This is a genomic window from Azospirillum sp. UENF 211521, assembly GCF_058780535.1.
This window is the reverse complement of record NZ_JBSNCF010000002.1, coordinates 703,304-725,137: the sequence shown is the minus strand read 5'-3', so window position 1 is coordinate 725,137 and position 21,834 is coordinate 703,304. Positions and strand designations below refer to the sequence as shown.

Sequence of the window (21,834 nt, the reverse complement as noted above, 5' to 3'; positions counted from 1 at the left end):
GGGTATAGGCGTGGACGGACGGTCCCCCATATAGAAGGGCGCCCTTCCATCCACTGACCGGCTGACCGTGCGCGTGCCCATTTTCAACGACCTGTACGACGCCGGCTCGCGCCTGTTGGGGCGGGCCGGCGATCTCGTTTCCGGCGGCATCCTGGAGCAGGACGTCCGTCTCGGCGTCACCGGGCTGCGGCGGGCCGGCAAGACCGTCTTCGTCACCTCGCTGGTCGACAACCTCCTGAAGGCCGGGCGGCTTCCCTTCCTGGACGTGGTGTCGTCCGGGCGCTTCCAGGCGTCGCGCCTGCGCCCGCAGCCCGACGCCCAGGTTCCCCGTTTCGAGGTCGAGCAGCGGCTGGCGGAGCTGACCGGGCCCATTCCCCGCTGGCCCAAGGAAACCCAGGGCATCAGCCAGCTCCGCCTGTCGATGCGCTACCGCCCGAACGCCGTGCTGAAGCGCACGGTGCAGCCGGTCGCCACGCTGAATCTCGACATCGTCGACTATCCCGGCGAATGGCTGCTCGACCTGCCGCTGCTGCACCAGTCCTTCGCGGAATGGAGCGCGCTGACCCTGGAGCTGGCCGGCCGGGCGCCGCGCGACGAGCTGTCGGTGTCCTGGCGCGGCTGGCTCGCCACCATCGACACGGCGGCCCCGGCGGAGGAGGAGCAGGCGCGGCGTGGTGCGGCGCTGTTCACCGACTATCTTCACGCCTGCCGCCGCTCCGACAATCTGCTGAGCCTGATCCAGCCGGGGCGCTTCGTCGAGCCGGGGGACATGGCGAACGCGCCGCTGCTGACCTTCTGCCCGCTGCCGGGCGACCGTCCGCGCACCCGCGGCAGCCTGTGGGCGTTGATGGAGGACCGTTACGAGGCCTACAAGTCTAAGGTCGTCCGTCGCTTCTTCGCCGAGCATTTCGCCCGGCTCGACCGCCAGATCGTCCTCATCGACGTGCTGGGGGCTCTGAACTCCGGCCCGGCCGGCATGGCGGACATGAAGCGCGCCCTGGAACTGAGCCTGGAGCCCTTCCGCCACGGGTCCAGCAGTTGGTTGGACTGGCTGCTGGGCCGCAAGATCGACCGTGTGCTGTTCGCCGCGACCAAGGCCGACCATGTCGCCTCGCACCAGCACAACAGCCTGCGCCACCTGCTGGACCGGCTGGTGTCCGACGCCCGCGCCGGCATCCGCTTCGAAGGGGCGCGGGTGGAGACCATGGCCATCGCCGCCCTGAAGTCGACCGAGACGGTGGTGACCGAGCACGAAGAACGGCAACTGCGCTGCGTGCGCGGCGTCCCGCTCGGTCGCGACCGTCCAACCGTGCTGTTCCCCGGTGAAATTCCCGAGGACGCCGACTTTCCGCCGGGGCAGGAGCGGCCGTACAACTTCATGGCCTTCCAGCCGCCGGCCGACCTCGCCCGCGAGGCGCGCGGTCTGCCGCACATCCGCCTGGATCAGGCCATGCAGTTCCTGCTGGGGGATTATCTGGAATGAGCGAGCGCACGCGCGACCGCCACTGGGTCCCGCCGATGGAGCTGGACCCCACCCGCGCCGCCGCCGTGCCTGCGGCGGAGGAGGAGGCGATCATCGCCGGCCCCCTGGCCGGCCCCCTGTCCGGTTCAGCGGCGGAGCGTCTGCCCGCGCTGCTGGCGGAGGGCCGGCCGCGCAGCCGGTTCGGCCGCTGGCTGGCCGGGTCGGTCGCGGCGCTGGTGCTGATCGCGCTGGGCTTCGACACCTGGGACCTGTTCAACCGCGCCTTCGCCACCAGCGCCGCGCTGGGCGTGCTGGTGGCCGCCGCCGTGGCGGTGGCGGGCGGGGCGGCGCTGGCGATGCTGCTGCGCGAACTGCGCGCGCTGCGCCGCCTGCGCAAGATCGAGGAGTTGCGCGGCGAGGCGGGGCGTCTGTCCACGGAGATCGTGACGAAGGCCGGGGAGCCGGGCCACGCCGAGCGCTTCGCCGGGTCGCTGACCCGCCTCTACGAAGGCCGTCCCGATCTGACGCCCGCGCTGGAGCGGGTGCGCGACCATGTGACCGACGCCCACGACGACGCGGAAATCCTGCGCCTGCTCGACCGCGAGGTGATGGGGCCGCTGGACCGTCGCGCCTACCAGACCGTCCTGCGCGCCTCGCGCGACACGGCGGTGGCGACGGCGCTCAGCCCGGCGGCGGTCGTCGACCTCGCGGTGGTGCTGTGGCGCAACCTGAAACTGGTGCGCGAGATCGCGGCGCTCTACGGCGCGCGGCCCGGTTACGTCGGGTCGCTGCGGCTGTTGCGGCGGATGCTCGCCAACCTCGCCGTCGCCGGGGTGGCGGAAAGCGCCCACCACGTCGCCGTCGAGGCGCTGGGCGGCTCCATCGCCGCGGCCATTTCCACCCGCATGGGGCAGGGAGTGATCAACGGCCTGCTGACCGCGCGGGTCGGTCTGACCGCCATGCATCTGTGCCGCCCCATCGCCTTCGGTCCCGACAACCGGCCGAGCATGGGCCAGATCCGCAAGGAGCTGCTGTCCCTGCCGAAGCAGGTGTTGTAGCCGCTCACGGCGTGGGAAAGGGCCGGCCGTGCCGGGGGTGGGTCCGGTCGTGGACCAGGGCGCGGTCGCGGATCATCGGCCAGACGATGCGGCGCAGGAACCGGTGATCCTGCGTCCGGTCCGGCTCGGCGGCGGCGTGCCGCTCGGCCAGCGGCAGCAGGTCGGGCAGCAGCCCGGCGACGCCGCCCCAATGACCGCCCGCCATCACCTCGGTGTGCAGCACCCCGTCGCGCAGGACGTGGAAGGGCTGGCCGGAGGCGATCCAGGCATCGACGGCCGCCTTTCCGTCGGCGGACGGCAGGGCGTCCCAGTCCCGGCAGAGGAAACGCGCCACCGTCGGGTCGTCGGCGGCGGCCAGCCGCCAATAAGGGCCGCCGGTCGGCGCGGTGGGCGTCACCGCCACGAGGTCGGCCCCCGTCGCGGCCAGCTCGACCAACCGGTCGTCGGCCAGACCGTCGTCGTGATAGACTTGGCAGGTCCAACCCGGATACAGCGCGACGGTACGCCGCAGAATCTCGACCGGATCGTGGGCACCGGCCGGCTGGCCGCTCCACAGGCTGAAGGCGATGACGTTGCGGTGCCGTCGCTCCACGCCGCGCGGCTGGGCGGGCAGCGGGGGCAGGGCGGGGGCCGTGTCGATGGCCGTCCGGTCCTTCAGGTCCAGCGCGCGCTCCCCCCATTCCGCGGCCTCGTCGTCCCGGCCGAGGAAGGCGAGGGCGACGACCAGCCGGTCTATGGCGTCGAGATGACGGGGATCCAGACGGGCGGTCCGCTCCAGCGCGCGGGCGGAGTCCTCCAGCCGGCCCACGACCCCCAGGGCGATCCCCAGATTGACGGCGGCGGACGGAAAATCCGGGGTGATGGCCAGGGCGTTGCGGTAGGCGAGGGTGGAATCCTCCCGCAAACCCATGGCGAACAGCGCGTTTCCGTAGAGAAAGGCGATGTCGGCATCCAGCGGCAACAGTTCCGCGGCGCGGGCCAGCGGCGGCAGGGATTCGGTGCCGCGCCCCTGCTCGACCAGGAGACGCCCCTCCTCGTGACGCAGTGCGCCCAGGCGTTCCACCGCGATGGCAAGGCCGGGAGCGGACGCGACGGCGCGTTCCAGCGCCATGATGGCTCCGGCGGAGCGGCCCAGGCTGCGCAGGGCGTTTGCCATGTCGGTCCAGGCCTCGGCGAAATCCGGCTGGAGGGCGACGGCGTGCCGGTAATCCTCCACCGCCGCCTCCGGTTGTCCCGAGGAGCGGCGGATGTTGCCGCTGTTGGCGTGCATGTCCGACGCCTCGGGCCGCTGGGCGATGGCGCGGGCGATGAGTTGCAGGCCGAGCGCCTGCTCCCCCACCTGTCCGGCCAGAACCCCCAGGAAATGCAGGGCGTCCGGCTGGTCCGGGTCCACATCCAGGATGCGGTGGTAGAGCTGCTGGGCCTCGGCCAGCCTGCCGGCCAGGTGATGCTCCAGGGCGAGCGCCAGCGCTTCCGCGATCGTAACCATGCCTACAGGCTTAAGCACCCCGGCGCCCCTCCGCAAGTGTCACGGCTGTGAGAAAGGGTGGGGAGCGGTCCCGATGGTCCTGGAATGCGAAACCTTGGTGCTGCAAACAGCCTGTGGGCGCCCGCCCTTCGGACTAGCCGGAAAAAAGGTGAACGAACCCTTTACAATGCACGAGTGCGGCTGCAATATATGATCTGGATTGTCCAACCATCGGTGTAATGTCATGAACGTGGCCCTCGCCACCGCAACGGCTGCAAGGCCGTTGGCCTTCATGACGGCCCGCAACAGCGACGCTGTTGATAACGCGGCCGACACCGGGACTCCCTCTAGGGGGGACCCGGCCACCGGGCAGTCCGAAACCTTGCTGTCCGGACGCTACACGAAGACCGCCTACCGCTACGATGCCGACGCGTCGCGGCTGGTGCTGCTGTTCCGCAGCCCGGAGGACGGCGCGACCCTCGACCAGATCCCGACCGAGGCGGCGCTGCGCCAGTACCGCGAGGCGCAGAAGGACCGGAAGGGCGGGAAGGCGTCGCTTGAGCTTCTGGTCGGCGGTTCGGACGGGCAGGACCAGCCGAACGGCGCGGGGCAGGGCGGGACATCCGCCAACAGCTCCCCCGTGCACCGTTGGGCCGCAGGCCATTCCGGGACCAGCGGAGGCCGCTCCGGCCCGTCACAGGGGACTTCCGCGCACACCGCACCGGTGGTAGCCTCAACCCCGATGGTGGCCCACGCGGCGGCCGCTCCCTCGGCGGGGGCCGGTTCCGTAAACGTGGTCATCTGACCGGCGCGATGCGGACAACAGAGCGCCGTTCGCCTGTTTCCTTGGGCCGCCTGTTTTCTGTGAAGGCATCCTCCGATGGGTCTCGACATCTCCTCCTCCACCCTGGGTGCCGCGGTCGGCTTGCGGCAGGCGCAGGGCCAGATCGACTTCGGCGTTAAGACGCTGAACCAGACCGCGCAGCAGCAGGACCAAGCGATCGCCACGCTGCTCCAGGGCGGCTCGGACGGTGCGTCGGCCGGCGGGAACGTCACGGCCACGCGCGGGCAGAATCTCAACATCGTCGTGTGAGCGGCTGAGCCGACGGGCTCGATCGTTCCAGCCACGCCGCGGCCATAAAAAAAGCCCCTCTCGCTGGAGAGGGGCTTCGTGCGTTCCGGAGGACCGCTTACTTCAGCTCGTCGAAGGTGTCGATGACGTGGCTGACGATGCCGTACTCGCGGGCTTCGTCGGCCAGCATCCAGTAGTTCCGGTCAGTGTCCTTCGACACCTTCTCCACCGGCTGGCCGGTCTCGCGCGCGATGATGCGGTTCAGCCGCTCACGCATGCGGATGATTTCCTTCGCCTCGATGGCGATGTCCGTCGCCCGGCCACCGGTGCCGCCCAGTGGCTGGTGGATCAGGAAGCGGGTGTTCGGGAGGCAGTAGCGGTCTTCCTTCTTCGCGGCCAGGAAGATGTGGCAGCCGGCGCTGGCAACCCAGCCGGTGCCCAGCATCTTCACGCGCGGCTTCACGAAGCGGATCATGTCGTGAATGGTGTCGCCCGCCTCGACGTGGCCGCCGGGGGAGTTCACCACGACCGTGATGTCGTCGTTGCTCTCGTGGGACAGAGCCAGCAGCTGGGCCGAGACGGCCTGCGCCAGCTTCATGTCGATCTGCCCGAAGATCAGCACCGTGCGCGCCTTGAACAGGTTCGACTGCACGGCAGCGAACGGCGGCGGGGCGCTTTCCTTCGACTTCTCGTCCGGCTCCTGCTCGGGTTCGTCGTCGAAGCGGGTGTATCCGTCTTGCGCCATCGTTTTTGAACTCCCTGAGGTCGGCGTGTCTACCGGGGGGCTTTGGCTTGCGGGGGCCTGGGATGTCGGATGGGGACCGAACCACGCCACTCGTTTCTCCACATAGCCCGTATCGGTTCCTTGTTCAACGGGCCGCGACGCCAAATCCCACCCCCGGATCGTCATAGTCGCGCTCAGGCTGGCCGCATCGGTGCGGATCGCCGCTTGCCGACCATCGGGAAGGAGAGGCACACTGCCACTTGCACAATCGGGGGCGGTGCATGGAAAGGGACAGCGGTGGCGGCGTCTCGGTCATCATTCCGGCCTACCGGGCGCAGGGCACCCTCGCCCGCGCGGTGTCCAGCCTGTTGGCGCAGAGCTTTTCCCACTGGCAAGCGGTGGTGGTCAGCGACGACGGCGCCGACTACCGCGCGGTCCTGGAAGCCGCCGGCATCACCAACTCGCGCCTGACCTTCACTGGAACCGGCCGCGTCGGGTCCGGCGCACCGGCGGCGCGCAACGCCGGACTGCGCCGCGCGCGCTTGGCCCTGATCGCCCCGCTGGACGCCGACGACCGGTTCGAACCGGACCGGCTGGCGCGGCTGGCCCCGCTGGCGGCGGCGCAGGGGGCGGCGGCGGACAATGTGGCGGTGGTGCGCGACGGCGACGGTGCGCCGCTCTCCACCCTGTTCCCATCCGGGACAGGAACCGCCACGCTGGACGCGGCGGCCTTCCTGGAAACCTCCGTCCCGATGTTTTTCGTGGTCCGCCGCGACCTTGTCCCAGGCTGGGAGGAGGGGGTGGATTTCTGCGACGACGTGGTCTTCAACATCCAGGTCCTCGACCGGGTGGGCCGACTGCCGCTCGTGCTGGAGCCGCTCTACGAATACCGACAGCGGGAGGGGTCGATCACCTGTTCCGCCGACAGCGGGACGCGGGCCGAACTCTGCTACCGCCATGTGCTCGACCGTCTGTCCGCCGACGGCTTGCGGATCGCCGATGCCGCGCTGCGCCACCGCTTCGCCGCCGCCCTGGGCGCCAAGCGCGCCCTGAACGCCGCCTACATGGCCGCGCAGGCCGCCGGACGCTGCGCCAATTTTCAGGAGTTCCTAGCTTTGCGGGAAAACTCCCGGCCGGGGTAGTCGCCGATCACGCTGAGATGCGTGACCACCGATCCGTCCGGACGGAACAGGTGGAGGGCGAGCGCGGACGGCTCGTCCGTCCAGCGGTAGGGCGGCTCCGGCGCGAGGTCCAGGGCGATCTGGTAGGCCACCGACGGCGCGACATAACCGTGCGTTCCGTTCCAGGCTACCGCGGTCTGGCGGTGGGTGTGGCCGCACAGGACGGCCCGGATGTTCGGATGGCTGCGCACCAGCCGCCCCAACTCCTCCGCGCCCTCCAGGCAGCGCAGCGTGTCCAGGAAGGCCAGCCCGGTGTCGAAGGGCGGGTGGTGCAGCGCCAGCACCGTCGGCCGCTCCGGCTGCTCGGCCAGACGCTCCGCCAGCCAGGACAGCCGATCGGCGCACAGGCCGCCCACCGCCGAACCGGCAACGACCGAGTCGAGCATCAGGATGCGGACCGGAAACTCCTCGATGGCATAATGGAGGAAGGGACCATCCATGGGCATCCAGCCGCGGTCGGCGAAGGTCCGGCGCAGTTCCGCGCGGTCGTCGTGGTTGCCTGGCAGCACGCGGAAGGGAATGGCGAGCGGTTCCAGCAGAGCGGACATCGCCTCGTACTCGCCGGGTTTCGGCCCGTTGACGAGGTCGCCGGTGATCAGGACGAGGTCGGGGCGCGGCACCAGCGCGTTGAGGTGGGCCACCGCGGCAGCGAGCCGGGTGTTGGTGTCGTAACCGGTCGTCGGGGCGGTGCCGGGGGCCGTGACATGCAGGTCGGACATCTGGGCGATCAGCATCGGGCACCCCTGGGGACGCGAGGGTCGGAGGACCAAGGATTGTCACATCGCCGATTTCCCGGATGTCTTCAAGAGTCCAACCGGAGCAAAACTTCCTTTACGCTTCCGTGACAGGCTGAGCCATCGGCCGAACGACCGTCTCGCCGCCACAGCATCGGATCGGGGAATGAGCGCGTCCACCTCCTCCTGCCTGCTCGCACGGTTGCTGGCGTCCGGGAAGTTCTGGCTGAAGCGCGCCCGCATCGCCTCCCCGGACCTCGGCGAGGGCGCCCCGCCACCCGGAGCGGACGGCGCCCTGCTGGCCGATGTTCGCATCGAAGGCGATCGGATTCGTGCGGTTCTACCGGCGGGCGAGGCGCCCTGTTGCGCGCCCGGCCTGTGCCTCGATGGCGGGCCGGTTCTCCCGCGCGGTGGCTGCACCGCGGTCGGCCCCGGCCAACCCGCTGATCTGACGGTGATTCTTCCCGATGGGGAGCGGTTGGAGATGGAGAAGGGCCGGGTTGTGCAACCCGATCCTCCGCACTCCCGCGCCTGAACCCTTGCAACCGTCTCAACTCCGGAACTGAACTGAACGATATAGTTCAGTTTACCGCCCGCCCCTCACAGCGGCCCGGTTGACACGAAACGCCCCGCGCGCCCGCTTGGCGGGCCGGCGGGCCTGTGCGGGTTCCGTATCCATGCGCCACACGCTTCGCATCGTCGCCCTTCTGGTTCTGGTCGCACTCGGCGGCGGCGCCTACTGGTACTTCGTCAAGCAGGGCGGAACCATCAACACGCTGCTTGTCGGCAAGGTTCCGTCCCCCGGCGGCGCCTCCGCGGGTCCGGCGGCGGGCGGACCGCCGGGCGGCGCGCCGCCGATGCCGGTGGAGGCACTGCCGGTCAAGATTGGCACCGTGTCGCGTCAGGTCACCGCGGTCGGCTCGCTGCTGTCCAGCGAATCGGTGGTCATCCGGCCCGAGGTGGCAGGCAAGGTCTCCGAGATCGCCTTCCTGGAAGGGCAGGCGGTGAAGAAGGGCGCGGTGCTGATCCGGCTCGACAACTCCATCGCCCGCGCCACGCTGGCCCAGGCGCAGGCGAGCATCGCCTTTTCTCGTGCCGAGCTGGCCCGCGCCGACGAGCTGTACCGCCAGCGCACCGGCCCAGCCCGCAACCGCGAGCAGGCGCTCGCCAAGCTCCAGTCCGACGAGGCGGCGGTGCAGCTCGCCAAGGCGCAGTTGGAGAAGCTGACCCTGACCGCCCCCTTCGACGGCGTTCTGGGCCTGCGCAAGGTCTCGGTGGGCGACGTGGTGGCGGCGGGCAAGGACATCGTGAACCTGGAGGCCATCGAGACCCTGAAGCTCGATTTCCGGGTGCCGGAGCTGTATCTGCCGACCGTCCGCACCGGCCAGACCCTGAAGGTCGCCGTGGATTCCTTCGGCGGGCGGACCTTCGACGGCACGGTCTACGCCATCGACCCGCTGGTCGACGTGAACGGCCGCGCCGTGGTGATCCGTGCCCGCGTCCCCAACAGCGACGGCGCGCTGCGTCCCGGCCTGTTCGCGCGGGTGGCCCTGACGCTGGACCAGACCCCGAACGCCGTGCTGGTGCCGGAGCAGGCGGTCAGCGCCTTCGGCAACAAGCAGTTCGTCTTCAAGGTGGTGGAGGGCAAGGCGGTGCAGACCACGGTCACGCTGGGCGAGCGCCGCAACGCCGAGGTGGAGATCACCGCCGGCCTGCAGCCCGGCGACGTGGTGGTGACCGCCGGCCAGCTGAAGATCCGCGACGGCGCCCCGGTGGTGGTCGTGAACAACAAGCCGGCGGGGAGCTGACCCATGGTTCTCTCCGACATCTCCATCCGCCGGCCCGTCCTGGCGACGGTCATGAGCCTTGCGCTCATGCTGATCGGCATCGTGTCGTACCAGCGCCTGTCGGTGCGCGAATACCCGAAGATCGACGAGCCCGTCGTCACGGTGGAGACCACCTACAAGGGCGCGTCGGCCGAGATCATCGAGAGCCAGGTCACCCAGATCCTGGAGGACTCGCTGTCGGGCATCGAGGGCATCGACGTGATGTCCTCGATCAGCCGCGCCGAGAAGAGCCAGATCACCCTGCGCTTCCGCCTGGACCGCAACGTCGACACGGCGGCCAGCGACGTGCGCGACCGCGTCGGCCGCGTGCGCGCCCAGCTTCCCAACGAGATCGACGAGCCGGTCATCGCGAAGGTGGAGGCCGACGCGCAGCCGATCATCTATCTGGCCTTCTCGTCCGACCGCCATTCGCCGCTGGACGTGACGGACTTCGCCGACCGCTACGTCAAGGACCGCTTGCAGAACCTGCCCGGCGTTGCCCAGGTGCGAATCTTCGGCGAGCGGCGCTTCGCCATGCGGCTGTGGCTCGACCCGCAGCGCATGGCCGCCTACCGCGTCACCCCGCAGGACGTCGAGAACGCGCTGCGCAAGCAGAACGTCGAGATTCCGGCGGGCCGCGTCGAGAGCAAGGCGCGGGAGTTCACCGTCGTCTCCGAGACCGACCTGCGCACACCGGAGGAGTTCGACCGCATCATCCTGCGCGACGACGGCGGCTATCTGGTCCGGCTGAAGGACGTCGGCCGGGCCGAGTTGGGGGCGCGGGACGAGCGGGTCAGCGCCCGCTTCAACGGGCGCGGCGCCGTCGCCATCGGCGTGGTCAAGCAGTCCACCGCCAACCCGCTGGACGTCTCCAAGGCGGTGAACGAGGCGCTGCCGAAGATCCGCGCCGCCCTACCCGACGGCATGGGGGTGGATGTCGGCTATGACAGCTCCGTCTTCATCGCCAAGTCCATCGACGCGGTGTTCAGCACGATCTTCGAGGCCATCGTCCTGGTCGTGCTGGTCATCTTCGTGTTCCTGCGCAGCTTCCGCGCCACGCTGGTGCCGCTGGTGACCATCCCGGTGTCGCTGATCGGCGGCTTCGCGCTGATGTACGCCTTCGGCTTCTCGGTCAACACGCTGACCCTGCTGTCCATGGTGCTGGCCATCGGCCTCGTCGTCGACGACGCCATCGTGATGCTGGAGAACATCTACCGCCACATCGAGGAGGGCGTGCCGCCCTTCCAGGCGGCCTTGCAGGGGTCGAGGGAGATCGGCTTCGCGGTCATCGCGATGACGATCACGCTGGCCGCGGTCTACGCGCCCATCGGCTTCATGACCGGCCGCACAGGGCGCCTTTTCTCCGAGTTCGCGCTGACGCTGGCGGGGGCGGTGATCGTGTCGGGCTTCGTCGCCCTGACCCTGTCGCCGATGATGTGCTCCAAGCTGTTGAAGCACCAGACCAAGCACAACGCGCTCTACAACGCCATCGAGCGGCTGCTGAACGGGCTGACCAACGGCTATCGCGCCATCCTGCGGCTGTCGCTGAAGGCGCGCCCGCTGGTGCTGCTGGTTGGGGCGGTGGTGGCGGGGCTCAGCTACACGCTGTTCACCGGGCTGAAGTCGGAGCTGGCGCCGGTCGAGGACCGCGGCACCATCGTCGGCATCGCCATCGCGCCGGAAGGCTCGACCCTCGACTACACGGAAAGCTACGCCAAACGGATGGAGGAGCTGTTCCGCCAGATCCCCATCGTCGAGAAGTTCTTCGTCGTGGTCGGCTTCCCGGTGGTCAACCAGGGCATCTCCTTCGTCCGCCTGATCGACTGGGACGAGCGCGACGTGAAGCAGCAGGCGATCACCGCCCAGCTCTTCCCCAAGATGTTCGGCATCCCCGGCATCCTCGCCTTCGTCACCAATCCGCCCTCGCTGGGCCAGAGCCCGGTGGACAAGCCGGTCAACTTCGTCATCCAAAGCTCGCTGCCCTACGACGAGCTTCAGAAGATGGTCGACGGGCTGATGGCGGAGGCGCGGAAGTTCCCCGGCCTGACCAACCTCGACACCGACCTGAAGCTGAACAAGCCGGAACTGCGCATCACCATCGACCGTGACAAGGCCGCCGACCTCGGGGTGGATGTGGAGACGGTGGGCCGCACGCTGGAAACCCTGCTGGGCGGGCGGCAGGTCACCCGCTTCAAGAAGGAGGGCAAGCAGTACGACGTGGTGGTCCAGGTCGGCGACGTCGACCGCCGCAACCCGGACGACATCGCCTCCATCTACGTCCGCGGCACGCCGACCATGGCGGCGGAGGCCGGCGTCGCCACCAGCACCGGGGCGATGATCTCGCTTGCCAACCTCGTCCGCATCGAGGAGCGGGTGGCGCCCAAGGAACTGAACCACTTCAACAAGCTGCGCTCCGTGACCATCACCGCGACTTTGGCGCCGGGCACCTCGCTGGGCGAGGCGCTGGGCTATCTCCAGGCGGCGGCGAACCGGGTGCTGCCGGCCACCGCCCAGACCGACTATGCGGGGCAGAGCCGCGAGTTCCGGGAGTCGGCAACGGGCCTGTACTTCGTCTTCATCCTGGCGTTGGCCTTCATCTATCTGGTGCTGGCGGCGCAGTTCGAAAGCTTCATCGACCCCTTCGTGATCATGCTGACGGTGCCGCTGTCGATGACCGGCGCGCTGGCCGCCCTGCATTTCACCGGCGGGACGATGAACGTCTACAGCCAGATTGGGTTGGTGACCCTCGTTGGCCTCATCACCAAGCACGGCATCCTGATCGTGGAGTTCGCCAACCAGCTCCAGCGCGAAGGGGTGGACATCCGCAAGGCGGTGGAGGAGGCCGCCGTGCTGCGCCTTCGCCCGATCCTGATGACCACGGGCGCCATGGTGCTGGGCGCCGTGCCGCTCGCCAACGCCCATGGGGCCGGCGCGGAGAGCCGGCAGGCCATCGGCGCGGTGATCGTCGGCGGCATGCTGCTGGGCACCTTCCTGACGCTGTTCGTGGTGCCGACGGTCTACAGCTATATCGCGAAGAAGAAGCCCCTCCCGGCGGTGGACGGCTCCGCCAGCCACCCGACCGGCCATCCGCCTACGGGCGCGCACCCGCAGCCGGCGGAGTGACCGCCAAGCATTGGTGTTCATCGCAAATCCCCTCTCTCCTCTGGGGAGAGGGTTAGGGTGAGGGGGTTGCGCGTGGCAGTACGTCCGGCAAAAGCGCAACCCCCTCACCGGCCCTCCGGGCCACCCTCTCCCCGGTGGGGAGAGGGTTGAAAGGACATCAGGGCGCCCCGAGCCCGTTCAGCGGTTCCACATCGACGCTGACGGACAGCGTGTGGCCGGCGGCCCCCATCAGGACACCGCGGGCGGGGCTGACGTCGTCGTAGTCGCGGCCCCAGGCGATGGTGATGAAGTCCTGGTCGGCGCGGCGCGCGTTGGTTGGGCAGACGTCGATCCAACCGGCCTCGGCGCCGCACCAGACGGACGCCCAGGCGTGGCTGACGTCGGCGCCGACCAGACGCGGCCGGCCCGGCGGCGGCAGGGTGCGCAAATAACCGGAGACGTAGCGGGCGGGCAACCCCATGGCGCGCACGCAGCCGACCACGATGTGGGCGAAGTCCTGGCAGACTCCGCGGCGGTGCCGCATCACCTCGGCCAGCGGGGTGGCGATCGTCGTCGCAGCCGGATCGAAGGTGAAGTCGTCGTGGATGCGCCGCATCAGGTCCAGCGCGGCCTCCGCGGACGGCCGGCCGGGCGTGAAGGACTGGGCGGCGTAGTCGTGCAGCGTCGGGCTGGCCGCCGCCAGTGTGCTGTCGAAGCGGTACTGAACCACCTCCGCCCCGTCCTCCGGCCCGCTCAGGCCGCCCAGCGAGTCCCGCACGCTTTCCCAGGATGGCGTCGCGGCGGCGTCCAGCGGCGGCGGCGGGCCGACCTCCACTTCACTCTCCGCGGTGACGATCAGGTGCCGGTGCGGCTCCTGCATCGCGACGTAGGTGACGGTGTTTCCGAAATAGTCGGTGTGGGACGACTGCACCGCCGGCGCCGGCACGATGGTCAGCGCGCTGTGGTGGACGCGCTGGCGCGGGTGCGGACGGGCGGTCAGGTGCAGCAGATGGTGCGACACCGACACGTCCTCCGCATAGTCGTAGCGGGTCGTGTGGCGCACGCGAAAGCACACGCCGAATCCGTCGCCGGAGTGATCGTCAGCGGGGGCCGCGCCGGCCACGGTCGGGGAGAGGTCAGGCCGGTCGGGCAAAGGCATGGCTGAAATAGGCGTGGGTCAGGAGGTTGGAAATCTCGGGCAGCGACAAGGCGAGCGTGTCCAGCAGCGTGTGCAGGGCGGTCCCCGACTCCAGCGCGTCCGGCGCACGCAGCGAGGCGCGGGCGGCGCCGAGGATCGAGCGGGCCGAGGCCGCCGTGTCGCCCGGCACGGCCTGCGACCCGCTGGGCAGTGCGGCGACGTGCCGTTCCAGCGCCGCCAACTGGAAATCCAGCGCGCGCGGGTTGGACTCGTCGGCCAGCAGCAATTCCAGAACCGGGCGGCGGCGCACGCTGGTCAGGTAGCGGGACCGGTAGGTCATCACGCTTTCCCCCAGTTCCAACAGCACGCTCAGCGTCGCCACCTGGACCGGCTCATCCTGGCGGTCGAGCGTGTGGACCGGAATGCCGCGCATCACCGAAATGATGTGGAGCGCCCGTTCGATGCGCCGGCCGATGTCGAGGAAACGCCAGCCCTGGCCGCGCGTCATGCTCTCCTGCTCCAGCCCGGCGATGGCGGCAAGGCAGGTCATCAGGTCGTCCAGCCGCAGCAGCATGGCGGCGGCGTCGAGCTTGTGCGCCGGCGGCTGGCTCTGCCGCTCCAGCATCGTCACCACCCGCCACATGTCGAGCGACAGGCGGTCGCGCACCGAATAGGCGGTGCGGTGCACCCGCTGCACCTGGGCGCGCAGGCTGTTTGGATGGTCCGGATCGACGACCGAGCTGTAGAGCGCCGTCCGCAGCGCTCGTCCGCCGCCGAGCGACGTGACCCGCGTCAGGTCCCAGGGGATCATGCCCTCCCAGGCCATCAGATGGAGCAGCGGGCGGAGCTGGAGCGACGCCCCCGGCACGTTGCCGTCGGTCAGGCGGGAATGGGTGGAACGGAGCAGGCGCACCGTGCCCTCCGACCGCTCCGCGTAGCGGCCCAGCCAGTAGAGGCTGTCGGCCACCCGGCTGGGCAGGTCGGCGGAGGCCGCCTTGGGCACCGGCTGCGGTTCCTGGGCCGGCTGCGGGCGCGGCGTCGCCGGTGTGGCCTCGGCCCGGCGCCCGGAGAGGATCCAGGTGTCCTTGCTGCCGCCGCCCCGCTGCATGGAGACGACCAGCTTCCCGGATTCGGTGGACACGCGGGTGAGGCCGCCGGGCATGACGGTGTAGCTGCCGTCCGGCCGGGCGCAGAGGAAGACGCGCAGCACGAGCGGGCGCGGCTGCAGCCGTCCGCCCTGCCAGAGCGGTGCGGTGGACAGGGCCAGCCGCTCCTGCGCGACGTAGCACCAGGGGCGGGCCTTGATGCGCTCGACCAGGGCGGCGCGTTCCGCCGACGACAGGTCGGCGCCGAAGATCGGCTCGAAGGACAGGGACGGGAAGGCCGGCTTCACCACCAGCCCGTCGAGATGCTCGATGACGTAGGCGCGCTCGTCGTCGTTGCCGCACCACCAGACGGCGACGCCGGGCATCTTCAGCTCCTCGCCCAGAAGATGGCGGCAGAGCATGGGCAGAGACGGCTTGACCGCCATGGATTCCAGGAAGCCGGAGCCGAGGGAATTGGCAACGACGACGTTGCCGGCGCGCACCGCCTCGATCAGCCCGGCCACGCCCAGCGAGCTGTCGGCGCGCAGCTCCAGCGGATCGGCGAAGTCGGCGTCCAGACGGCGCAGGATGACGTCCACCGGCTCCAGCCCCGACAGCGTCTTCAGATAGACCTGACGGTCGCGCACGGTCAAGTCGGCCCCCTCCACCAGCGTGATGCCGAGGTAGCGGGCCAGATAGACGTGCTCGAAATAGGTTTCGTTGTAGGGGCCGGGCGTCAGCAGGACGATCCGCGGCTGGTCGCGGCGCGGGCTCAGCGACAGCAGCGTTTCCTTGTACGCCTCGAAGAAGGGCGTGAGGTGTTCCACCTGGCAGTGGCGGAAGCTGTCCGGCAGCACCTTCGCCAGCACCGCCCGATTCTCCAGCGCGTAGCCGCTGCCGCTCGGCGCCTGGGTGCGGTCGGACAGCACCCACCAGCGCCCGTCCGGCGCGCGGGCGAGGTCCGCGGCGTAGAAATGCAGGTGGATGTCGTTGGGCACCGGAATGCCGTGCACGGCGCGGCGGAATCCGGGGTCGGCGTGGATCACCGACGGGGACAGCCGCCCGCTGCGCGTCAGGGTCTGCGGCCCGTAGATGTCGGCCAGCACCGCGTTCAGCAGCGTGGCGCGCTGGATCAGGCCCGATTCAACCGCCTTCCACTCGTGGGAGGGGATCAGCAGCGGCACCATGTCGAGCGGCCAGGGCCGCTCCATCCCCTTGGGATCGCCATAGATGTTGTAAGTGACGCCGTTCTGGTGGAGCAGGCGCCGCGCCTCCTCCCAGCGCTCGGCCATCAGCTCCGGGTCGAGGGGGCCCAGCGTGCCCATGAAGGTCTGCCAGTGCGGGCGCAGGCGCCCCTGGCCGGTGACCATCTCGTCATAGACCTCGCCGCGGCCGTAACCCATGGCGTCGGCCTCGCCGAACAGCGACCCCTGGAGGAACGGCACCGGCCGCAGCCCCGGAGGAGGGGGCGCGCTGGGGTCAAGAAAGGGGGATTCGCGGTCGGCCAAGGTTCGGATCGTACGTTCACGGCGGTGCAATGCGCAGCAAGTGTGAACGCCCGCTCCCGCCGATGCAAGCGGCGCATCGGCGGACCCCGGCCGAAAGGCGTATTCCGGCCGGGGGAAGGGGAGGACCGATCAGCCGCGCCGCAGATCCAGGGTCATCGGGAACTGCGGGTTGCGCTCCTCCGCCGGGCTGTCCATCGGGCCGGGGGTGTGGCCGAAGGGGAAGAAGCGGGCGAGGCGCCGCCCCTCCGCCTCGTTGGCGTTGACCGGGAAGGTGTCGTAGTTGCGCCCGCCCGGATGCATGACATGGTAGGTGCAGCCGCCGATGGAGCGGCCCGCCCACAGGTCCAGGATGTCGAAGACCAGCGGCGTGTGCACCGGGATCGTCGGGTGCAGGCAGGAGGGCGGCTGCCACGCCCGGTACCGCACGCCGGCGACGAACTCGCCCTCCGTCCCGGTGGGAATCAGCGGCACGCGACGGCCGTTGCAGGTGATGGTGTAGCGCGCGTCGGTCAGGCCGGTGACCCGCACCTGCACCCGTTCGACCGAGCTGTCGACGTAGCGCACGGTGCCGCCGCCGCCCGGCTCCTCGCCCAGGACGTTCCACGGCTCCAGCGCCATGCGCAGTTCCAGCGAGATGCCGCGCTGGTTGACGTGGCCGTAGACCGGGAAGCGGAAGTTCATGTGCGGGTCGAACCAGCGCTCCTCGATGGGATAGCCATGGTCGCGCAGATCGGCGACGACGTCCGCCAGATCCTGCTGCACGAAGTAGGGCAGCATGAAGCGGTCGTGCAGCTCCGTGCCCCAGCGCACCAGCTTGCCCTTGTAGGGCGCCTTCCAGAAGCGCGCGACCAGGGCGCGCAGCAGAAGCTGCTGGGTCAGGCTCATCTCCGCGTGCGGCGGCATCTCGAAAGCGCGGAACTCGACCAGCCCGAGCCGCCCGGTGGAGCTGTCCGGGGAGTAGAGCTTGTCGATGCAGAACTCGGCCCGGTGGGTGTTGCCCTGCACATCGGTCAGCAGGTTGCGCAGCACGCGGTCGACCATCCAGGGCGGGCAATCACCGGTCGCGGCGGCCTTGTCGATCTGGTTGAAGGCGATTTCCAGCTCGTAGAGCGCGTCGTCGCGGGCCTCGTCCACGCGCGGCGCCTGGCTGGTCGGGCCGATGAACAGGCCGGAGAAGGCGTAGGACAGCGACGGGTGGTTCTGCCAGAAGGTGATCAGGCTGCGCAGCATGTCGGGCCGCCGCAGGAAGGGGCTGTCCGCCGCGGTGGCGCCGCCCATCACCACGTGGTTGCCGCCGCCGGTGCCGCAGTGGCGCCCGTCGATCATGAACTTCTCGGCGCCCAGCCGCGACTGGCGGGCGTCCTCGTAAAGCTCCAGCGTGTTGCGGACCAGCTCGTCCCAGTTGTGCGAGGGGTGGATGTTCACCTCGATCACGCCGGGGTCGGGGGTGACGGCCAGCGAGTTCAGGCGCGGGTCCTTCGGCGGCTGGTAGCCCTCGATCACCACCGGCATGTCCAGTTCGAGCGCCGTCGCCTCGATTTCCGCCAGCATCGCCAGATAGTCCTCCAGCGTGTTCATCGGCGGCAGGAACAGGTGGATGCGGCCGTTGCGCGCCTCGCAGGTCAGGGCGGTGCGGACCACCCACCAGGCGGACTTGCCGTGCTCCGGCATTTCGCTGCGCACCTCGGCCATGGCGCGCTGGACGCGCTCGTTCCGCCGGGAGGCGTCCTGGCGCCCGGCCTCCTCGCGCAGCGCGTGCTGGCGCAGCGGCACCCGGTTGGGCGGCAGCGGCGCCCGCTCCTCGAAGGGGTCGGTCTCCCAGGAGTAGGGATAGTCCTGCGGCGATACCCAGGGCAGCGAGCCGAGCGGCAGGCGGTAGCCGACCGGGCTGTCGCCCGGCATCAGCAGCAGCCGTTCCTGGCGCAGCGGCCACGCGCTGGACAGCCACACCGGCCCCTGCTGAGTCATCTTGCGGTTGATCGGCAGGGCGAAACCCACCGGCTCGTTCAGCCCACGGGTGAAGACGTGGGCGAGGCGCGCGCGCTCCTCCTTGTCCTCCAGCTTGCTGTCCAGCGGATCGACGTTGACCGGCAGCAGCGATTCGCGGCGCAGGTAGTGCCAGGGGTCTTCATAGGCGGCGAGCACCAGCGCCGGGTCGAGCCCCAGCTTCTTGGCCAGCGTGACCAGGAAGGCGCCGGCGTCCTCCGCCGTGTGGCCGTAGTCGGTGTCCTCGCGGGCCAGCAGGTCGCTGTTCGCCCACAGCGCCTCGCCGTCGCGGCGCCAGTAAACGGTCATCGCCCAGCGCGGCAGCGATTCGCCGGGATACCATTTGCCTTGGCCGAAATGCAGCAGCCCGCCCGGCGCAAAGCGGTTGGCCAGCCGGTGCACGAGGTCGGCGGCCATCTTGCGCTTGTTGGGCCCGAGCGCGGTGGTGTTCCACTCCGCCCCGTCCATGTCGTCGATCGACACGAAGGTCGGCTCGCCGCCCATGGTCAGGCGCACGTCGCCGGCGGTCAGCTCCTCGTCGATGCGGTGGCCCAGCGCCTCGATGCCCGCCCACTGCTTGGGGGTGTAGGGCTTGGTGACGCGCGGCGCCTCGTAGATGCGGGTGACCGACATCTCGTGTCCGAACTCCACCTCGCACTCGTCGATGAGGCCGGAGATCGGGGCGGCCGAGGAGGCGTCCGGCGTGCAGGCCAGCGGGATGTGGCCCTCGCCGGCCAGCAGGCCCGAGGTGGGGTCGAGCCCGACCCAGCCGGCGCCGGGCAGGAACACCTCGGTCCAGGCGTGCAGGTCGGTGAAGTCCTCTTCGGGACCGGACGGTCCGTCGAGCGCCTTCTGGTCGGCGGTGAGCTGGATCAGGTAGCCGGAGACGAACCGCGCGGCGAGACCGAGGTTGCGCAGGATCTGCACCAGCAGCCACGCCGAATCGCGGCAGGAGCCGGTGCGCTTGCCCAGCGTCTCCTCGCAGGTCTGGATGCCGGGCTCCAGGCGGATGACGTAGCCGATGTCCTTCTGGAGCCGCTGGTTGATGTCGACCAGAAAATTGATCGACGCCGCCGGCTCCCGCGAAATGCCGGTCATGTAGTCGGCCAGCAGCGGCCCCGGCTCCTCGACCTCCAGATAGGGGCGCAGCTCGCGCTCCAGCCAGGGTTCGTAGGCGAAGGGGATGGTCTGGGCCTTCTCCTCAAGGAAGAAGTCGAACGGGTTGATCGCCGCGATCTCCGCAACGAGATCGACTTCGATCACGAATTCGCGGGTCTTCTCCGGGAAGACGAAACGGGCCTGATAGTTGGACTGCGGGTCCTGCTGCCAGTTCAGGAAATGATGCTTCGGGGTGACGCGCAGCGAATAGCTGAGGATCGGGGTGCGGCAGTGGGGGGCCGGGCGGAGCCGGATGATCTGTGGCCCCAGATTGACCAAACGGTCGTAACGGTAGACGGTCTTGTGGTTGAGAGCGACGTGGATCGCCATGAAGTTCCACCCGTTGTCTGCGCTGGCCGGTCCCCTGCGGCTCTCCGCCGCACGGTCAAGGGCATAGTACCATCGAAGAGTTCGCGCAGACCAGAGTGGCTTCGCAGACGCGGCACGAACTGGTTGCACAAAAAACATGCAATGTCAGAGTGGATCGGTTGCGTCTTTCATCACCGCTCCGCCCGCTTTATAAAGACCCGATCCCTGACCGTCGGCCCTGTCCGCCGGGCGGGAGCGACCCAGGCAGAGTGTGAATCGGAAATGGCGACGCTGGCGGGCCTGTCCATGGGTGGCGGTGCTTCGGCGGGCGACGGGGCGCCCGGCGGCGGCACGCGCGGCGTCGTCACCGGCAAATACTTCAACTTCAACCCGCTGCCGCCGCCGCCGGACGTGCTGGGCAACCCGCTGGTCGTTGCCAACCTGCCGACACACAAGGCGCCGAAGGAGACGTGGCGCAGCCGTTGGCAGCGCCGGCTCGCGCGTTTCCATATTGGCAAGCAGTCCGCGCAGGTGAAGCAGCGCTGGAAGATCCAGGACACCATCTCCTCGGTGATCGCCTCGGTGTCGCCGGCGACGACCATGCTGGGGGAGCGGGAAAAACGTCCCGCGTCGAGCGCTCCGGTCATCGTGGTCCGGCACCCCTATCATCTCCGCCACGTCTTCGAGATGATTCTGCAGCCCCCCGATGATCTCGCGGCGGAGCGGCGCTTCCTCGAACTGTTGATGGGGCGCGTCCTGCGCAAGTATGGAGAGCAGCTTACCCAGATCCGCGGCTCCGCCTTTTCCTTCGAGAACGAAGCCCGGGAGTATTTTTTCGCCGGGTTCAAGCTGGAACGGCAGATCAAGAAATACACCAGCCCCGACGAGCGCTTTGCCGCGCTGCAGGCGATCTACGTCAACTACTTCCATGGGCGCAACTATTACCTCTACGCGCTGCTGCGCCGGGAGAAGCTGACGCCGGACAACAAGCTGTTCATGCTGAACTCGCGCGCTGTCTATTTCATGGCGCGGATCGGCTGGAACGGGGAACTTCTGGACAAGCCCAACCCGCGCTCGCTGCCCAGCCGCGAGGACATCTTTTTCCTCGTTCAGCGTGACAAGACGGTCCTGACGCGCTATCGCAGCGACCAGGATTTCCAGCGGCAGGTGAAGGCCGTCCTGGAAGCGTTTCCGGCGTAAGGGATTTTGTGCGATGCGGGCAGCGATTCTTCTGGCGGGCATGCTGATGGCCGGAACGGCCATGGCGGCGGACACCAGCGGGGAGGCCGCCAAGCCCGCGGACTGCGCCGGAGAGGCGCCGGTGGCGCTTCTCCTCTGCCGAGACGCGACGCTCGCCACCGCTGCCGAGAAGCTCGAGTCGGCGCTGCGGGCGCTGTCCGACGAGGCGGGGAAGGCCGGAGAGGAGGCGGTGGCCGCAGGCCAGCGCGCCTGGATCCAGCGGCGGGACGCCGCCTGCCCGGTCGCGGAGGCCGATCTGGCCGACGCGAAGAAGGGCAAGGACCGCGCCGCCTGTCTGGCGCGCCAGATGGCCGAGCGGACCAAGGCGCTGGAAACCGAACTGGCCGCCCGCCGCGCCCCGGTGGCCGACGAGCCGCTGACCGTTTCAGCGTCCGCCCCGCCGCGCCCGGTTGCCGCCGTCACTCAGGGCCAGCCGAAACCGGGCCCAGTGAAGCGCTCGGCGGACCTGCCGGCCCTGACCGGCCGCTGGGCCAAGGCCGACCCGGCAACCCGGACGCCCATCGACGATTGCCGGACCTCCTATCTGGAGATCACCGGCGACGGCGGGTTCAGCCTGCACGACCCGCGCATCGCCGCCTTCCCGCTGGAAGGCCCTCTGGCGCCCGGCGAGGGCGATCTGGCGGACGGGCTGACCTTCGGCGGGGAGGAGGGGCTGCCGGAAGGCGTCCTGCGGCTGGACACCGCCGAGGCGCCGCGGCTGGACCGGCTGTTCCTGACGCTCGACCCGCCGGCCTTCGGCGCCACCTTCGTCCGCTGCCGCTGA

At 69.6% G+C, this 21,834-nt stretch carries 16 protein-coding genes; 10 read left to right on the top strand and 6 right to left on the bottom strand.

The window, feature by feature from the left end; translation table 11 throughout:
• Positions 1-67: 67 nt before the first annotated feature.
• Both ACWPN5_RS19945 and ACWPN5_RS19940 read left to right on the top strand, forming a co-directional pair.
• Positions 68-1,483, top strand: a complete 1,416-nt coding sequence (locus ACWPN5_RS19945) for a YcjX family GTP-binding protein (protein ID WP_492297024.1) — start codon at positions 68-70, stop codon at positions 1,481-1,483.
• Positions 1,480-2,520 (top strand): YcjF family protein, encoded by a 1,041-nt coding sequence (locus tag ACWPN5_RS19940; protein WP_492297022.1) that lies wholly within the window; start codon positions 1,480-1,482, stop codon positions 2,518-2,520. Before ACWPN5_RS19945 ends, ACWPN5_RS19940 begins: the two co-directional genes overlap by 4 nt.
• 4 nt (positions 2,521-2,524) lie before the next feature.
• On the opposite strand, the gene ACWPN5_RS19935 is transcribed toward ACWPN5_RS19940, so the two are convergent.
• The gene (locus ACWPN5_RS19935; protein WP_492297020.1) at positions 2,525-4,009 is read right to left on the bottom strand and encodes a tetratricopeptide repeat protein; all 1,485 of its coding nucleotides are present in this window, start codon (positions 4,007-4,009) and stop codon (positions 2,525-2,527) included.
• Between the two features lie 271 nt (positions 4,010-4,280).
• Between ACWPN5_RS19935 and ACWPN5_RS19930 the strand changes: the two genes are divergently transcribed.
• Positions 4,281-4,793: a hypothetical protein gene (locus ACWPN5_RS19930; protein WP_492297018.1), complete on the top strand. Its 513-nt coding sequence runs from the start codon at positions 4,281-4,283 to the stop codon at positions 4,791-4,793.
• A gap of 75 nt (positions 4,794-4,868) precedes the next feature.
• Complete coding sequence (locus ACWPN5_RS19925; protein ID WP_186465944.1) at positions 4,869-5,081, top strand: hypothetical protein; 213 nt, start codon at positions 4,869-4,871, stop codon at positions 5,079-5,081.
• A 97-nt stretch (positions 5,082-5,178) separates the two neighbouring features.
• Here ACWPN5_RS19925 and ACWPN5_RS19920 read toward each other — a convergent pair whose 3' ends face one another.
• Positions 5,179-5,805 carry an ATP-dependent Clp protease proteolytic subunit gene (locus ACWPN5_RS19920; protein WP_114859990.1) on the bottom strand — a complete coding sequence of 209 codons (627 nt, stop codon included), beginning with the start codon at positions 5,803-5,805 and terminating at the stop codon, positions 5,179-5,181.
• 260 nt (positions 5,806-6,065) lie between these two features.
• Between ACWPN5_RS19920 and ACWPN5_RS19915 the strand changes: the two genes are divergently transcribed.
• Positions 6,066-6,926, top strand: coding sequence for a glycosyltransferase family 2 protein (locus ACWPN5_RS19915; RefSeq protein WP_492297016.1), 861 nt, complete (start codon positions 6,066-6,068; stop codon positions 6,924-6,926).
• Here ACWPN5_RS19915 and ACWPN5_RS19910 read toward each other — a convergent pair.
• Positions 6,884-7,699, bottom strand: coding sequence for a phosphodiesterase (locus tag ACWPN5_RS19910; protein ID WP_492297014.1), 816 nt, complete (start codon positions 7,697-7,699; stop codon positions 6,884-6,886). The two genes, ACWPN5_RS19915 and ACWPN5_RS19910, sit on opposite strands and share 43 nt — an antisense overlap.
• Before the next feature lie 166 nt (positions 7,700-7,865).
• Here ACWPN5_RS19910 and ACWPN5_RS19905 point away from each other — a divergent pair, with 166 nt between their 5' ends.
• The 3 genes from ACWPN5_RS19905 to ACWPN5_RS19895 all read left to right on the top strand — a co-directional run bounded on the left by ACWPN5_RS19905 (position 7,866) and on the right by ACWPN5_RS19895 (position 12,648).
• Positions 7,866-8,234, top strand: a complete 369-nt coding sequence (locus ACWPN5_RS19905) for a hypothetical protein (RefSeq protein WP_492297012.1) — start codon at positions 7,866-7,868, stop codon at positions 8,232-8,234.
• A 142-nt stretch (positions 8,235-8,376) separates the two neighbouring features.
• Positions 8,377-9,507, top strand: coding sequence for an efflux RND transporter periplasmic adaptor subunit (locus ACWPN5_RS19900; protein WP_492297010.1), 1,131 nt, complete (start codon positions 8,377-8,379; stop codon positions 9,505-9,507).
• Between the two features lie 3 nt (positions 9,508-9,510).
• Positions 9,511-12,648 carry an efflux RND transporter permease subunit gene (locus ACWPN5_RS19895; RefSeq protein ID WP_492297008.1) on the top strand — a complete coding sequence of 1,046 codons (3,138 nt, stop codon included), beginning with the start codon at positions 9,511-9,513 and terminating at the stop codon, positions 12,646-12,648.
• 157 nt (positions 12,649-12,805) lie between these two features.
• Here the strand turns inward: ACWPN5_RS19895 and ACWPN5_RS19890 are convergent, their stop codons facing one another.
• The 3 genes from ACWPN5_RS19890 to ACWPN5_RS19880 all read right to left on the bottom strand — a co-directional run bounded on the left by ACWPN5_RS19890 (position 12,806) and on the right by ACWPN5_RS19880 (position 19,832).
• Positions 12,806-13,690 (bottom strand): transglutaminase family protein, encoded by an 885-nt coding sequence (locus ACWPN5_RS19890; protein ID WP_307833702.1) that lies wholly within the window; start codon positions 13,688-13,690, stop codon positions 12,806-12,808.
• A gap of 73 nt (positions 13,691-13,763) precedes the next feature.
• Positions 13,764-16,358, bottom strand: coding sequence for a circularly permuted type 2 ATP-grasp protein (locus ACWPN5_RS19885; RefSeq protein ID WP_492297006.1), 2,595 nt, complete (start codon positions 16,356-16,358; stop codon positions 13,764-13,766).
• Between the two features lie 129 nt (positions 16,359-16,487).
• Positions 16,488-19,832, bottom strand: coding sequence for a transglutaminase family protein (locus ACWPN5_RS19880; protein WP_492297004.1), 3,345 nt, complete (start codon positions 19,830-19,832; stop codon positions 16,488-16,490).
• Between the two features lie 261 nt (positions 19,833-20,093).
• Here ACWPN5_RS19880 and ACWPN5_RS19875 point away from each other — a divergent pair, with 261 nt between their 5' ends.
• Complete coding sequence (locus ACWPN5_RS19875) at positions 20,094-21,011, top strand: hypothetical protein (RefSeq protein WP_145680657.1); 918 nt, start codon at positions 20,094-20,096, stop codon at positions 21,009-21,011.
• A 13-nt stretch (positions 21,012-21,024) separates the two neighbouring features.
• Positions 21,025-21,834, top strand: coding sequence for a lysozyme inhibitor LprI family protein (locus ACWPN5_RS19870; RefSeq protein WP_200476945.1), 810 nt, complete (start codon positions 21,025-21,027; stop codon positions 21,832-21,834).